10 protein-coding genes are annotated in these 15,533 nt (G+C 69.0%); 6 read left to right on the top strand and 4 right to left on the bottom strand.

Annotated features, from left to right (window positions below; all coding sequences use genetic code 11):
• Positions 1–123: 123 nt before the first annotated feature.
• Complete coding sequence (locus ACWD3D_RS20895) at positions 124–765, top strand: class F sortase (RefSeq protein ID WP_451462337.1); 642 nt, start codon at positions 124–126, stop codon at positions 763–765.
• Between the two features lie 29 nt (positions 766–794).
• Here the strand turns inward: ACWD3D_RS20895 and ACWD3D_RS20890 are convergent, their stop codons facing one another.
• Positions 795–1,586 (bottom strand): TSUP family transporter, encoded by a 792-nt coding sequence (locus tag ACWD3D_RS20890; protein WP_451462336.1) that lies wholly within the window; start codon positions 1,584–1,586, stop codon positions 795–797.
• A 308-nt stretch (positions 1,587–1,894) separates the two neighbouring features.
• On the opposite strand from ACWD3D_RS20890, the gene nirB reads away from it, so the two are divergent.
• The 3 genes from nirB (at position 1,895) to ACWD3D_RS20875 (ending at position 5,895) form a co-directional block, all read left to right on the top strand.
• The gene (gene nirB / locus ACWD3D_RS20885) at positions 1,895–4,501 is read left to right on the top strand and encodes a nitrite reductase large subunit NirB (RefSeq protein ID WP_451462335.1); all 2,607 of its coding nucleotides are present in this window, start codon (positions 1,895–1,897) and stop codon (positions 4,499–4,501) included.
• On the top strand, positions 4,498–4,866 hold the full coding sequence (gene nirD / locus ACWD3D_RS20880; protein ID WP_451462334.1) for a nitrite reductase small subunit NirD: 369 nt from the start codon (positions 4,498–4,500) through the stop codon (positions 4,864–4,866). The genes nirB and nirD overlap by 4 nt, the downstream gene beginning before the upstream one ends.
• A gap of 105 nt (positions 4,867–4,971) precedes the next feature.
• The gene (locus tag ACWD3D_RS20875; RefSeq protein WP_451462333.1) at positions 4,972–5,895 is read left to right on the top strand and encodes an oxidoreductase; all 924 of its coding nucleotides are present in this window, start codon (positions 4,972–4,974) and stop codon (positions 5,893–5,895) included.
• 13 nt (positions 5,896–5,908) lie between these two features.
• On the opposite strand, the gene ACWD3D_RS20870 is transcribed toward ACWD3D_RS20875, so the two are convergent.
• Positions 5,909–6,319: a VOC family protein gene (locus ACWD3D_RS20870; protein ID WP_328721849.1), complete on the bottom strand. Its 411-nt coding sequence runs from the start codon at positions 6,317–6,319 to the stop codon at positions 5,909–5,911.
• A 219-nt stretch (positions 6,320–6,538) separates the two neighbouring features.
• Between ACWD3D_RS20870 and ACWD3D_RS20865 the strand changes: the two genes are divergently transcribed.
• Entirely contained in the window at positions 6,539–7,144 is a 606-nt protein-coding gene (locus ACWD3D_RS20865; RefSeq protein ID WP_451462332.1) for a TetR/AcrR family transcriptional regulator, read from the top strand.
• Positions 7,145–7,251: 107 nt separating this feature from the next.
• Complete coding sequence (locus ACWD3D_RS20860; RefSeq protein WP_451462331.1) at positions 7,252–8,829, top strand: MDR family MFS transporter; 1,578 nt, start codon at positions 7,252–7,254, stop codon at positions 8,827–8,829.
• A gap of 199 nt (positions 8,830–9,028) precedes the next feature.
• Here ACWD3D_RS20860 and ACWD3D_RS20855 read toward each other — a convergent pair whose 3' ends face one another.
• Positions 9,029–9,478 carry a hypothetical protein gene (locus tag ACWD3D_RS20855; RefSeq protein WP_451462330.1) on the bottom strand — a complete coding sequence of 150 codons (450 nt, stop codon included), beginning with the start codon at positions 9,476–9,478 and terminating at the stop codon, positions 9,029–9,031.
• A 25-nt stretch (positions 9,479–9,503) separates the two neighbouring features.
• Positions 9,504–15,533: RHS repeat-associated core domain-containing protein (locus tag ACWD3D_RS20850; RefSeq protein WP_451462329.1), on the bottom strand; the 6,030-nt coding region annotated here is incomplete at its 5' end.

Below are 15,533 nucleotides of genomic sequence, written 5' to 3'. Positions count from 1 at the left end.
CGACGGCCCCGGAAGGCCGGGCCCCGCCCGTCGGTCCGCAGCCCCGTACACCCGTACATCTGTACGCCCCCGAGGAAACGCGGGCCCGCAGGCCCGCAGGCCCGTGAGGAGAAGGACGGCATCGTGTCCCAGACGGCACACAAGGGCAGGGCCTGGCTGATCGGCGTCGCCGTGCTGGCCGGGGTCTGGCTGATCCAGAACGGTGCGGACACTCAGGTGGTGCCCCCGCAGCCGTCCGCCGCCGAGGCGTTCGCCGCCGGGCCGCAGCTCCAGCCGGGGTCTCCTGTGGCCGAGCCGCTGGACCCGTCCGTACCGGTGCGCGTCCGCATCCCCGAGATCGACGTGGACGCGCCGATGACCCGGCTCGGCCTGCGCCCGGACGGCAGCCTGGACGTGCCGCCGGAGGAGGACCGCAACCTCGCCGGCTGGTACGGCGACGGCGCCCAGCCGGGCGCCCGGGGCACCGCGATCGTGGCGGGGCACGTGGACAACGCGAAGGGCCCGGCGGTCTTCTACGGCCTGGGCTCGCTGAAGCGGGGCGACCGGGTGGAGGTGGTGCGGCAGGACGAGCGCACCGCAGTCTTCTCGATCGACGCGATCGAGGTGTACGAGAACGACGACTTTCCCAGCACGCGTGTCTACGGGAAAGCGCCCTACGCCGCACTGCGGCTGATCACCTGCGGCGGCGGCTTCTCGAAGGACACCGGTTACCAGGGCAACGTGGTGGTCTACGCCCACCTGACGGACGTACGGAAGCCCGCCTGAACCGACCCGATCACCGGGCGGGGTGCGCCTCAGTTCGAGAACTGGTCGAAGCCCAGCTTGGCGACGAGCGAGAAGACCACGACCAGCAGCACGCCCCGGACGAACCCGCTGCCCCTGCTGAGCGCCATCCGCGCCCCGGCCAGCCCGCCCGCGAGGTTGAACACCGCCATCAGCGCGGCCAGCTGCCAGAGCACGGTGCCCTGCACGGCGAACATCACGAGCGCGCCGGCGTTGGTGCAGACGTTCACGATCTTGGCGGTGGCGGAAGCGGTCACCAGGTCGAGGTGGAGCACAGCCGTCAGCGCCAGCACCAGGAAGGTGCCGGTGCCCGGCCCGAAGAGCCCGTCGTAGAGACCGATGCCACCGCCGACCAGCACGATCGCGGTGACCGTACGGGCCCGGGTCACCCGCCGGTCCGTCCCGTCACCGGCGTTCGCGGTGCCGAACGAGGGGCGTAGCAGGACGAACGCGGCGACGGCGAGCAGCACCACCATGATCACCGGCCGGAGCACGTCACTGCTGATCCCTGCCGCGAAGAACGCCCCGGTCATCGACCCGGCGAGCGCCATCAACCCGATCCGTACCGCCGTGCCGACCTTCACCGGCGCCCGGCGGGCGTAGGTCACGGCCGCGCCGCTCGTCCCGACGATCGCGACGGCCTTGTTGGTGCCGAGCACCTGCGCCGCCGGGAGGTGCGGGAGCCCCAGCAGCAGGGCGGGCAGGAGCAGCAGCCCGCCCCCGCCCACCACCGCGTCGATCCATCCCGCCGCGCAGGCGGCCAGGCAGAGCAGGACGACGGTGGTCAGCGTTATGTCAGGCATGCACAGGACACTAAGCGACGGCACCGAGCACCCCGCACCCGCCCCGACCTGCACGGTTTTCCGCGGCGCGGCTCCCGTTCGGCTACCGGTCGGCCCCGGGCGCGCCCCTCACACCCGCCACCGGCCCGTGCTGAGCGCAAGGTTCCTCCCGGGAAACAGACGGGATGCGGTCGGGTAACACCGACCGCGCATCGTCTGTGCCATGACGAGCGGCGGGTGCGACCCGACCGCATCCGGCAGAACGGCCGACGCCTCTTCGCCGGATACGTCCCCGCTCCACCCGCTGACCGACGACGGAGGCTTCTGAGATGCCGGTGTCCCCCTTCCCGACTTCCCCGACTTCCGCGGCCTCCGCCGCCACCTCCGCGCACACGATCGTTGTCGTCGGGCACGGCATGGTCGGCCAGCGGTTCCTGGAGGCGCTCGCCGAGCGGGGTCTGACCCCGGCGGCCGGCGGCCCGCGGGTGGTCGTGCTCTGCGAGGAGCCCCGCCCGGCCTACGACCGGGTCCACCTGACCTCGTACTTCTCGGGTACCTCGCCCGAGGAGCTCTCCATGGTCGAGGCCGGTTTCATGGAGACCCACGGCATCGAGCTGTACGTCGGTGACCCGGCCGGGACCGTGGACCGCGAGGGCCGCACGGTCACCTCGCGCTCCGGGCTCACCTTCGGGTACGACACGCTGGTGCTGGCCACCGGCTCCTTCCCGTTCGTCCCGCCGGTGCCGGGCAAGGACGCGGCGGGCTGCTTCGTCTACCGCACCATCGAGGACCTGCTCGCCATCGAGGAGTACGCGAAGAACGCGACCACCGGCGCGGTGGTCGGCGGCGGACTGCTCGGCCTGGAGGCGGCGGGCGCCCTCAAGGGGCTCGGGCTGGACACGCACGTGGTGGAGTTCGCGCCCCGGCTGATGCCGGTCCAGGTGGACGAGGGCGGCGGCGCGGCGCTGCTGCGCACCATCGAGTCCATGGGGCTGAGCGTCCACACGGGTGTGGGCACCCAGGAGGTCACCACCGGCGAGGACGGCGCCGTCAACGGCATGGCGCTCTCGGACGGTTCGACGCTCGCCACCGATCTGGTGGTCTTCTCGGCGGGCGTCCGCCCCCGCGACCAGCTGGCCCGCGACTGCGGTCTGGAGGTCGGGCCGCGCGGCGGGATCGTCGTCGACGAGGAGTGCCGCACCTCCGACCCGGCGGTGTTCGCGATCGGCGAGTGCGCGCTGGCCTCGGACGGCCGGGTGTACGGGCTGGTGGCGCCGGGTTACGAGATGGCGGTGACCACCGCCGGGGTGATCGCGGGCCAGGAGGCGTCGTTCACCGGGGCCGACCTGTCGACCAAGCTGAAGCTGCTCGGGGTGGACGTCGCCTCGTTCGGTGACGCGCACGGCGCGACCGAGGGCTGCCTCGACGTGGTGTACGCGGACTCCCGCTCGGGGGTCTACAAGAAGCTGGTGATCGGCGCGGACGGCACCCTGCTCGGCGGGGTGCTGGTCGGGGACGCCGACCAGTACGGCATGCTCCGCCCGATGACCGGCACGGTGCTGCCGGTGTCGCCGGAGCAGCTGGTGCTGCCGGCCGGTGCGGGCACCCCGGTCGTGCTGGGCCCGTCCTCGCTGCCGGACGAGGCCGTGATCTGCTCCTGCCACAACGTGACCAAGGGCGCGATCTGCGAGCACACCACCATGCCCGAGGTGAAGAAGTGCACCAAGGCCGGTACGGGTTGCGGGAGTTGCGTCAAGGTCATCGGCCAGCTGCTGCCGCAGAGCGCGGACGCGGGCCTGTGCGGCTGCTTCGCGAACACCCGCAGCGAGCTGTACGAGATCGTGCGCACCCTGGGCATCACCACCTTCGCCGAACTCCTCGACTCGCACGGCCGCCGGGAAGCGCGCGGCGGCGACGGCTGCGAGGTCTGCAAGCCGACGGTCGGCTCGATCATCGCCTCGCTCGCCCCCACGGTGGGCGCCAGCGGCTATGTGCTCGACGGCGAGCAGGCGGCCCTCCAGGACACCAACGACCACTTCCTCGCCAACCTCCAGAAGAACGGCTCCTATTCGATCGTGCCGCGCATCCCGGGCGGCGAGATCACCCCGGAGAAGCTGATCGTGATCGGCGAGGTGGCCCGCGACTTCGGGCTCTACACGAAGATCACCGGCGGTCAGCGGATCGACCTCTTCGGCGCCCGGGTCGACCAGCTCCCGCTGATCTGGACCCGACTGGTGGACGCCGGGTTCGAGTCGGGCCACGCGTACGGGAAGTCGCTGCGGACGGTCAAGTCCTGCGTGGGGCAGACCTGGTGCCGGTACGGCGTGCAGGACTCGGTGAAGATGGCGATCGATCTGGAGCTGCGCTACCGGGGGCTCCGCTCCCCGCACAAGCTGAAGTCGGCGGTCTCCGGATGCGCCCGCGAGTGCGCGGAGGCCCGGGGCAAGGACTTCGGGATCATCGCGACCGCCGGTGGCTGGAACCTCTACGTGGGCGGCAACGGCGGTGCCACCCCGCGCCACGCGGACCTGCTCGCGCAGGACCTTTCCGACGCCGAACTCGTGCGCCTCATCGACCGGTTCCTGATGTTCTACATCCGCACCGCGGACCGGCTGGAGCGCACCTCCGCCTGGCTGGACCGGATCGAGGGCGGCCTCGACCACGTGCGGGACGTGGTGGTCCACGACTCGCTCGGGCTCTGCGACGAGCTGGAGCGGATGATGTCCGACCACGTGAAGGGCTACCGCGACGAGTGGGCCGAGACCATCAACGACCCGGAGCGGCTGCGCCGCTTCGTGACCTTCGTGAACGCGCCCGACGCACCGGACCCCTCGGTGCGCTTCGTGCCCGAGCGCGACCAGGTCAAGCCCGACCTCGACATCCTCGCGGGCCCGGTGCTCGCGATCCGTACCCTGGAAGGGACCGCATCCCGATGACTGTGACGACGACGGCCGAAGCACCCACCACGAGCCTTACCACGTTGGTGCAACTCGCCTACGGAGGAAGCTGGTTCACCCTCTGCGAGCGTTCCCTGCTGGTCCCCGGGCGCGGGGTGGCGGCGCTGCTTCCGGACGGGCGCCAGGTGGCGGTCTTCATGGACCGGGCGGGGCGCGCGTACGCGATCGACAACCGGGACCCGTTCACGGGGGCGTACGTCCTCTCGCGCGGGCTGATCGGTTCGGCGGACGGACGGCCGTTCGTGGCCTCGCCGTTGCTGAAGCAGCGGTTCGACCTCGCGACGGGCGCCTGCCTGGACGACGACGAGGTGACGGTGGAGGCATTCGAGCTGCGGGAGGCGTAGTACCCCTCGCCGGTCCCGGACGCGGCTCCCGCGTACGGGACCGGCTTTCGCGCGTTCCGGTACGCCGGACCGTACGGCCGTGTCCGCCGGTCGTACCCTGGGCCCATGATCCAGGGCTGGAACACGCGCGACATCCCCGACCAGAGCGGCCGCACGGCCGTGGTCACCGGGGCCAACAGCGGCCTCGGCCTCGTCACCGCCCGGGAGTTGGCCCGGCGCGGGGCCAGGGTGCTGCTCGCGTGCCGCGACGAGGAACGCGGGGAGGGTGCGGCGGACCGCATCCGGCGGGCGGTGTCCGGCGCGGACGTGGCGTTCGTGCCACTGGACCTGGCGGACCTCGCCTCCGTGAGGAAGTTCGCGGCCTCGCACGCCCCGGACCGGATCGACCTGCTCGTCAACAACGCGGGCGTGATGGCGTTGCCGTACGGGCGGACCGCCGACGGCTTCGAGACGCAGTTCGGCGTCAACCACCTCGGGCACTACGCCCTCACCGGTCTGCTGCTGCCCGCCCTGCGCGCCGCCGGCACCGCGCGGGTGGTGACAGTGTCGAGCGGGCTGCACCTGCTGGCCGACATCGACATGGGTGACCTCAACAGCGAACACCACTACCGGCGTTGGCTCGCCTACGGCGCGTCGAAGTCCGCCAACCTGCTCTTCGTCCACGAGTTCGCCCGGCTGCTGGCGCGTTCCGGATCGAGAATCGTGGCCGCGGCGGCCCACCCGGGGTACGCCTCCACCAACCTGGCGACGACGGGACCCCGGCTGGAGCGGCGCCGGAGCAGGGAGCGGGTGATGGAACTCGGCAACCTGCTGTTCGCCCAGACCGCGACGGCCGGGGCGCTGCCCGTGCTGTACGCGGCCACGGCGCCGGGTGTCCGCCCCGACTCGTTCACCGGCCCGGGACGACTGGGCGTGCGCGGCGCGCCCGCTCCGTCGTGGCGGGCGCGCCGCACCCGCGACGACGTGGCGGGCGAGCGGCTCTGGTCGGCGTCCCAGCAGCTCACCGGGGTGACGTACCCGGGGCTGTGAACCGGGCCGGGTGTCAGGAGCGTTCGGCGACAGCGGCCGGATCCATCCACATGACCTCCCAGACGTGGTGGTCCGGGTCCTGGAAGGAGCGGCCGTACATCGTGCCGTAGTCCTGGGTCGCGCCGGCCGGGAAGCCTCCGGCGGCCAGTGCCGCGTCGACGGTCTCGTCCACCTCGGCGCGGCTCTCCGCGCTCAGACAGAGCATGACCTCCGTCGTCTTCGCGGCGTCCGCGATCTCCTTCGTGGCGAAGTCCTTGAAGCGCGGTTCGGTGAGCAGCATGGCGTAGATCGTGTCGCTGATGACGACACAGGCGGCATGCTCGTCGGTGAAGCCGGGGTTGCAGTGGTAGCCGAGCTTCTCGAAGAAGGCCTTGCTGACGTCCAGGTCCTTCACCGGGAGGTTCACGAAGATCATCTTTTCCATGGTGGTCCCACTCCTCCGTTTCGCCGCCACCGGGATTCGGCGACGGTCCGGCGCCCCGGGGCTGTCCCCCCTCGGGTGGCCCGGCCATCCTGGCCACGCCTCCACGCGCTTTCGAAGAGGTAGACGGCCCACGCGCCGGGAACTCATCGCCCGGAGCGGAAGATTGCCTCAAAAAAATGAACTTTGCAGACTGTGCATTTTTGCATAGCATGCACCTTCGTGACCCCCTCTCCCCCGCCACCCGGCCTGCGCGAACGCAAGAAGCGCGCGACCCGCGAAGCGCTGGCCGACACGGCCCTGCGCATGGCGGCCGAGCACGGGCTCGACCAGGTGACGGTCGAAGCGGTCACCGCGGCGGTCGGAGTCTCGGTACGGACGTTCTTCAACTACTTCGCCCACCTCGACGACGCGATTCTCGTCCCCGACCCGGACAGCGCCGCACGGACCCGCACCGCGGTGCTCTCGGCACCGACCGGACTCGGCCCGCTCGCCGTGCTGCGCCGGGTCCTCGGTGAGGAACTGGCCCACTTCGAGGACGCGCCGGAGCGGTGGGAACTCCAGTGCACCGTGCTGGACCGCACCCCGGCGCTCTTCCCCCGCTTCCTCGCGGCGCGCGGCGCGGACGAGGAGGCGCTGATCGCGGCGGTGGCCGAACGCCTCGGCCAGGACGCCAAGACCGACCTGCGCCCCCGACTGCTGGTGCACGCCACCATCGCCACCGTGCGGGCCGCCGTGGAGATCTGGACCGCCACCGGCCGGACCCGCGCCTTCCTGACCCTCTACGACGAAGCGTTCGACGAACTCGCCGCCGGTCTCGGCGACTGACGGGCACGTCGAACCGTCACGCAACCCGTCGGCCCGCCCCCGGGCCGACCCGTCCGCCGCTCCCCCGGAGCCGGTCGCACCATCAGAAACCAGAGGTACGCCAGCCGATGTCCGCTGCAGTGACGCCCGAAGCCCGGGAGTCCTCAACCATGAACCACCGTCAGATAATCCAGGCCATGTCCGGGCTCATGGCCGGCATGTTCGTGGCCATCCTCGCCTCCACGGTCGTCGCCAACGCGCTTCCGCGCATCATCACCGACCTGCACGGCAGCCAGTCCGCGTACACCTGGGTGGTCACCGCCGAGCTGCTGGCGATGACGGCGACCGTGCCGGTCTGGGGGAAGCTCTCCGACCTCTACGACAAGAAGCTGCTGCTCCAGTGCTCCCTGTCGATGTTCGTCGTCGGCTCGCTGGTCGCCGGCTTCTCCCACAGCGTCACCGTGCTCATCATCAGCCGGGTGCTCCAGGGCATCGGCGCCGGCGGTCTCACCGCGCTCGCCCAGGTCGTGATGGCCTCGATCATCCCGCCGCGTGAACTCGGCAAGTTCTCCGGCATCTTCGGCGCAGTCTTCGCGGTCGGCACCGTCGCCGGCCCGCTGATCGGCGGCGTGCTCGTCGACACCTCGTGGCTCGGCTGGCGCTGGTGCTTCTTCATCGGCGTACCGTTCGCGCTGCTCGCGATCTTCCTGCTGCAGAAGACGCTCAAGCTGCCCGTGGTCCGCCGCGAGGCGAAGATCGACTACCTCGGCGCCTTCCTCATCATGGCCGGGGTCAGCGCCCTCCTGCTCTGGGTGACGCTCGGCGGCTCGAAGTTCGACTGGGTCTCCGGCCCGTCGGCCGCGCTCGTCCTCGGCGGTGCCGTCCTGATCGCGCTCGCCGTCCTGGTCGAGTCGAAGGTCCAGGAGCCGATGATCCCGCTGAGCATCTTCCGCAACCGGACCGTCTCCCTGACCACCGTGGCGAGCTTCTTCGTCGGTGTGGCCATGTTCGGCGGCACGGTCTTCCTGTCGCAGTACTTCCAGATCTCGCTGGGCAAGTCCCCGACGATCGCCGGTCTGATGAGCCTGCCGATGATCCTCGGCCTGATGGTCTCCTCCACCATCGTCGGTCAGATCATCAGCAGGCGCGGCAAGTGGAAGGCGTTCCTGGTCTCGGGCGGCGTCATCATGTGTGCCGGCATGTGCCTGCTCTCCACCATCGGCGCCGGTACGTCCTTCGCGGTCATCGCGCCCTGCATGGCCGTCCTCGGCATCGGCGTCGGCATGCTGATGCAGAACCTGGTCCTCGCCGCCCAGAACGACGTGCCCGCGGCCGAACTCGGCGCCGCGACCTCCACCCTGTCCTTCTTCCGCAGCCTCGGCGGCGCCGTGGGCACCAGCGCGCTCGGCGCGGTGCTCAGCCACCGGGTCGCCTCGGAACTGGAGAAGGGCTTCGGCAGCTCCGCCTCCGGCGGCGGCGACGGAGCCATCCCCGACCTCGCGACCCTGCCGGAGTCGGCCCGCGTGATCGTGGAGAACGCGTACGGCGTGGCGACGGGCTCCGTCTTCCTCGCCGGCGCGCCCTTCGCGCTGCTCGCGCTGATCGCGGTGGTCTTCATCAAGGAGAAGCCGTTGAAGACCAAGAGCGGTCTGGAGCGCCTCGCCGAAGAGGGCGAGCCGCAACCGCCGGTCGTGCCGGTGCATTAGGGCGGGTCACCAACACGAGAGCCCCACCGAAAACTGATTCGGTGGGGCTCTCGTGTTGGCGAAATCCAGGCCGGATGCATTACCTGTCGGAGCGTCAACCATCCCGCGCCGAGTCCACCGGGGCAGTCCAGGCGATGAAATGTCCACCGCTGCACCCGCCGGGTCGGACATCTCCTGCCGCGAGGGCCGTCAGCCCTGGTCAGTCGTGCGGAACATACTCCAGCAGCGGTGGAACCGACTCTCCACCCACGCCTTCCATGACCATGACGACTCGCCTGTGACAAGACTCCCCGAGCCATTTCATAAATCTTTCAAGACTTACGAACTCGCCGGGATTTCTCACTGTTCGCGGATCGAACGTGAACTCCATTTCGCGAACACGATAGAAGTAGCACCGGAAGATCATTTCGCCGACCTTGACGGCCAGGGTTGCCGATGCATCCTCATCACCCTCCAGGAGGGCAAACAGATCTGCCGGATCGCTCACAGACGCATCGGCAACCGGAGCGTCATCGACCGTGAGGACCACCTCAGCGTCCAGTGCCGGTAGCGATGAGATCATCAGGCGCCACTCATGGATGCCGATGTCGAGTATGAGTACGTCTCGCAGCGCACCATCCAGCTCAAAGTGACTGGGATCGTATCTCATACTCAACACCCCTCGACCTAGCGACTCAGAGGAACCCTGCGAATGCCAGGGATCCATTCTTCATGTACCACCTGGCACCCCACCCCCCGTCGATCTTGATATCGAGAGTCGGCCCTCCGTACTTTTTGGGGTCCTTGAGGTGTGGATTGATGAACCTTTTGGCATTGGGGTTCGTCAGGACCTCTTGGATGATCTCTTCCCCGATTTCGGAACGCTCCTTGTCCGTCACCTTGCCGAAATCGTAGAGATCAGTGTGCTGCTGTCCCCGCTTCGCCAAATTCGACGAGTGCTTCTGAAGAGCCCGCCCAGCTTCGGTCAACTGTCGACTGAACTTGTTGGTCGCGAGGGCTGCGAGATCGTCCTCGCCCGCACTTGCCAAGCAGTTGTGAACGAGAACTGACGTGTCACCTGCGAGGACATAGTACGTGTGCAGATCGTTGACGGTGAGGTTGTGGACGGTGGCGTCCGACGCGGTCCAGCGTTCAATCGCGCTGATCTGAACGTAGGTGCCGGCGCTGTTGCGAAGCCATTGACCAGGCTTCAGATCGGTGGCATCGAGCCACTTCCCCACCGCCTCCACCCAGAACGGGTGGTTGTCCGTCGCAGTGACCGAGGCGGTCTTGTCGCCCTTGTCGCCATCGGTGTCGACGGTGACCTTGACGAGGTGCTTGACGCCCTCACCCGTGATCTCGGCCGTGACGACCTCGGAGGTCGTCTCACCGGTCTCGGGGTCGGTGGCGAGAACCTCGTCACCGTTCTCGACCTTCTCGATCGACTTCGTCGACCCATCAGCCATCAAGACCTGAGTACCGGGAACGAAACTGTTCGCCGGGCAGCCTGCCCCCTCGGGCGAAGCCTCGTCGACTCCGTCCTTACCGTTCCCCTTCTCGGACTTCTTGGTGACCCGCTGAGCGGCGCTCTTGACCTTCTCGTTGGCCTTGGCGGCCACCTTCTTGGCCTTCTGGGTCGCGTTCCCCGTCTTTTCGGCAGCCTTCTTCGCTGCTCGGGTGGCTGCTTCCTTCGCTCGTTTCTTCGCCGCCTGCGCGGCTCTCTTGGCAGCTGCCTTCGCGGCGGCCTTCGCCGCTCGGGCGGCTTCGCGGGCCGCCTTGGCCGCCGCGATGATCTTGCGGGCCTTCTCCTGGGCCTTGCGCCAGGCGCTGATCGCGCTGAAGGTCTTCTCGACCGCGCGCCAGATCTTCTTGCCCTTGCTGAAGACCGAGGTCCACGGAATGGCGTCGATGATCAGCGAGCCGCAGGCCCACATGTCGCCGCGGGAGAAGCAGCTGACGACGTCGTTCCAGCCGATGAACTCCTTGAACACCGCCCAGCCGACATTCATGATGATCTGCGCCATCGAGGTGTTCATCTGCTGGTTGGCCCAGGCCTCTTCGGCCGTTTCGGCACCGCCACCGCCGCCACCGCCGCCTACCGAGTCCATCATCATGCCGCTCGGGTCGGCGAAGGTGACGGGGTTGTTCTCGCAGTAGACGTACCCGTTGATCTGGACCGGGTCGGCCAGGTCGAGGACAGGGTCGGCGGAGATGAAGCGGCCGGTCTCGGGGTCGTACTCACGCGCCCCGAGGTGGACCAGGCCGGTGGAGTTGTCGTCCTCACCGCCGATGTAGCCCTTGTGGGAGAGCCAGTTGGCGTTCTCCTTGCGGGCCACTCCGAACGGGTCGGTCTTGTCGAACTTCACCGCGTTGCCGGCGGCGAGCTTGACGTTGATGTAGGCGGTGCCGTTCTGGTCGGTCACCTGCATCGACAACTGGTCGGCGCCGCCGCCCTGCTTGAAGCGCATCACCACCGGGCCGCCGGCCTGCTGGTAGTAGCGCTCCGAGTAGTTCGGCGTGCCGTCCACGTTGACCGAAATCGTGGTGTCGCCGAGGTAGAGCGTCCGGGTGCTGGCGGTGAGAGCCATCAGGCGTTCGCCGGACGGGCCGTAGACGTACTTCGTCACGTTGGCCGGGGCCCAGGACTGGGCGGCCCCGCTCGCGTCACAGGTGCCGAGCGTCAGGTCGGTACCGGCGGCCGTGTTGGCGCCGGGGACGACCAGGCACTTGCCTGAGGCGACGTGCTTGAGCTTGTGTCCGGCCTCGACCACCGTCCACTGCTGGGCCGCGGCCCCCGTGCACGCCGCGATCACGACGGCCGTGCCGTCGGCGGTCGCGCCGTCCTTCGGAACGGCGCACTGGTTCATGACCTTCAGCGCGCCCTTGGAGGAGTCGGTGGGCGTGGCGCCCTCGATCCTCAGGTTCTGGGCGCGGGTGCCGTTGCAGCCGTAGAGCTGGATGGCGGTGCCCGCGACCGTGGAGGACGAGGCGAGGTCGACGCACTTGCCGGAGAGACCGACCCAGGGACCGGAACCGCTTTCGCCGAAGCCGGTGACCGTCTCCAGGTTGCCGTCCCAGGTCCAGGTCAGGCCCTGCTGGTCGCCGCCGTCCGTGCGGGTCTCGGTGTTGCCCGCCTTGTCGTACGTACGGGTCGAGGCCTCGGTGACCTTGGCCCCGGCGTCCGTCAGATAGGTGGAGGACATCCCGGTCAGGGTGTGCGGCTGGGTGCCGTCCGCCTTGCCGTACACGTAGTCGGTCGTCGCGTCCTTCGCCGGGTCCAGCACCGTGGTGGTGGTGCCGACCGTGCCGAGGTAGTGATCGACCTCCTTCTTCCGGTTGCCCATCGCGTCGTACGTGTACGACTTGTGGTAACCGTCGCCGCCCGCACCCATCGTCGGCGCGCTCGGAACACCGGCCGAGGTCACCGCGCACGCGGTGTCGGACGCCGTCCACGCCTCGGTGAGCTGGCCGAGGACGTCGTAGCTGAAGCACTGACGGTCGGTCTTGGAGTCGACCGCGTCCTCGATCTTGGTGACGTTGCCCGCCGCGTCGTACCCGTAGGAACGGACGTTGACGCGGTTGCCCAGGACGGTGGTGGTGTCGCTGGTGGACTCGCGGTCGGTGTAGGACTTCGTGAGCTCACCGGTGCGCTCGTCGTACAGGTTCGACGTCCACACCCGGTTCGGGTTCTCACCCGTGACCGAGCGCAGGACCTGGCCGTAGACGCTGTAGTCGGTGTCCGCGTTGTACCAGTCGATCCCCGACGTGGAGACCGGCAGGCCGTCCTCGTTGTACCGGGTGACGATCTTCTCCGGGGAGAGACCGCCCGCCGCCGGCAGCGAAGCCGTCTTCAACTGGCCTGACTTGCTGTACTCGTACGTGTAGGCGTACGTCTCCTGCAGGCCGTACTGCGCCGCGATCGTCGCCGGCAGCGTCAGCTTGGTGCCGGTCGGCTGGTACTCGGCGGTGTAGCCGGTGACCGTGCTGGTGTACGGCAGACCGTCGGTGTAGCGGGTGGTGGTGGCCGGCTGGCCGAGGCCGCCGATGACCGAGTCGTACGTGGCCGAGGTCAGCAGCTCGCCCGAGGACGAGTCCTTCCGCTGCTCGGTCGCCCGGCCCAGCTCGTCGTACTTCGTCCAGACCGTGTTCTGCCTGCTGTCCGTCGTCGTCTCGGGCCGGCCGAGCACGTCGTACGTGGTGCTGCTGGTGCCCGTGTCCGGGTCGGTGGCCGTGAGCTGCTCGCCGAGCGCGTCGTAGGTGTAGGACCAGACGTTCTTGGAGGAGTCCTCCACCTTGGTCTGGTCGCCGCGCGCGTCGAAGGAGTACGTGGTCGACCGGTACGCGCTGCGTGCCGCGTCCGTGAAGGTGTCGACCCTGACCGTCCGGCCCTGGGCGTCGCTCCAGCTGCGCTGAGCCGCTCCGCCGGTGGGCGGGATGACGGTGGACCAGTCGTAGCCGTACTCGTAGCGCGTCGCCTTGGTGGGCACGGTGGCGCCCGCCATGTACGGCGTCTCCGAGAGCACACGGCCCTGGCCGTCGTACGTGTAGAGCGTCGCGTTCGGGATCTTGAAGTCGGAGTCGACCTCGTACATCACCGGCTGCGGCAGGCCCTCCGCGTAGTAGCCGTTGTTGGTGCGGGCGATGGTGCCGTTGGCGCTGTAGATGGTGTCGGTGATCAGACGGCCGTCGCCGACCGCCGGCTCCTGGCGCTGACGCTCACGGCCGAGCCCGTCGTAGAAGACGACGGAGTCGTCGTAGCCGGTGCCGTTGTCCTTCAGCGTGGAGCTGATGACGTTGACCGGCTCGCCGGGGGCGGTGTTGTAGGTGAACTTGACCGAGGGGTCCTCGGTGGCGGCCTGCGAGGTGCCCCACCCTGCGGTGGTGCGGCCCAGCGCGTCGTACTGGTAGAGGGTCGTACGCCCGTTGGCGTCGACCTCCTTCAGCGTGGTGCCGCGAGCGGGCTCCAGGTAGCTGGTGGAGGTCTGGTTCTTCGCGTTCTCCTCGGTGATCGAGTAGACCTGGCCGGTGGACGGCGTGTAGGTGGTCTTCTCGGTCTCGTTCTTGGCGTTGGTCGTGGTCAGGACACGGCCGAGCGCGTCGTAGGTGAGCTTCGCCGTCTGCTGCCAGGCGTCACCCGTCCCGTTCAGCGACCACGTGGTCGTCGCCGCACCCGTGGCCGGGGTGGCGCCGAAGGCCAGGTCGTCGTAGGCGACGCGGGAACCGGCGATGCGGGCGGAGACCGGAGCGGTCGCGGCGGCGGCACAGGTACCGGCCGTCGTCAGCGTCTCCTTGTCCAGACCGATCAGGTTCTTCGCCGTGTTGTGGACGTAACTGAGCACCGCACACGACTCGTCACCGGTCTTACCGGTGTCGCCGAGGGACTCCACCGTGAGCGGCAGCCCGTAGGTGTCGTCGTACGTGGTGTTGGTCCGCAGCGAGCGCCACTGGCGCGTCTCGTTGACGTCGTACGTGCCCGAGGAGCGGGTGGTGGTGATGGTGTGGTCGTCCAGCACCCGGTACGCCTTCAGCGCCGGAATGCCACCGTCGCGAGCACGGCTCGCCAGCTCCACGACCTTCGGGTAGTCCACCGACCGTGAGGTAAGAGTGCCGTTGTACCCGGTGTACTCGAGCTCTTCGGCGACCCTGCCCTGGAGGGCTTCGTCGTCGTCGGCGATCTTGGCACCGTCGTTGTCGACGACCGTCACCGAGCGCTTGGAGCCGCCCGGCAGCGGGTCCCCGTTCATGCCGCGGAAGAAGCGCACGTCCGACATGGACTTCGCGCTGCCCTCGTACGTGTCCGAGGAGTCGGCGCCGCTGACCGTGCGGACCCGGCTGAAGCCGCGCCACTGGTCGTAGGTACGGGTCTTCTTCTTCGAGAACTCCGCCTGGTTCAGGGCCCAGGCACCCTTGGTGTCACCGTTGTCGCCGTAGACGTACGAGGTGGTCACGGGCTCGACGCCCTTGACGCCCGGGAGTTCCTCGATGGTGTCGACGACGTACTTGTTGAACCACTCGATCGACTCGTCGACCTTGTCCGGGTCCGGGTGCCAGTACGCCGGGTAGCAGAGACCGGTGTTGGACTCGACCGCCGGGAAGCCGGAGCCGGTCTTGCAGGCGCCGGTGGGCTCGCGATAGTCGACGAAGGTCTCACCGCCGTACTCGCTGATGATCCGCTCGACGCGCAGCCGGTCGAACGTCGGGTTCGGGTCCTTCTCACCGCGGCGCACCCGGTTCGGCATCGGCTGCGTGTTGGGAACGAACGTCACCGGACGCAGTGCCTGGGACTCGCCGTCGGTGCCGTAGCCCGAGCGGGTGATCGAGTCGAGCCAGAGGGCGGTGCCCTCGTCGGTGCGCTCCGCGGGGAGCGACTGTTCCAGCGTCCAGGAGTCGACCTTGGAGAGGGCGGTGGAGCCCTCGGTGCGCTGGGTGGAGGTGGTCACCTGGGCCAGGCGCTTGCGGGTCCAGAACGTCGGGATCGGGACGTAGCAGTCCTTGCCGGACTGGCAGAGCAGGTCGGCGGGGGTGTCGTACCAGATGTGGTTCTTCGCGAAGTCGCCCGAGGTGAAGTTCGCCTCGGAACACGCGATGCCGTCCTCGACGAAGCACCGTTCGTCGACCGAGAAGTCCACGCGGGCGAGCGGCGCGGCGCTGAACAGGGTGCCGGTGCGCTGGCCGTAGTCGATGCGCTTGAGGTAGCCGCCCCGGTCGTAGGAGACGGGCTTCTT

This window comes from Streptomyces sp. NPDC002690, from assembly GCF_053592415.1.
Note: the sequence above shows the minus strand (reverse complement) of the source record. Positions and strands in the feature narration are given on the sequence as shown.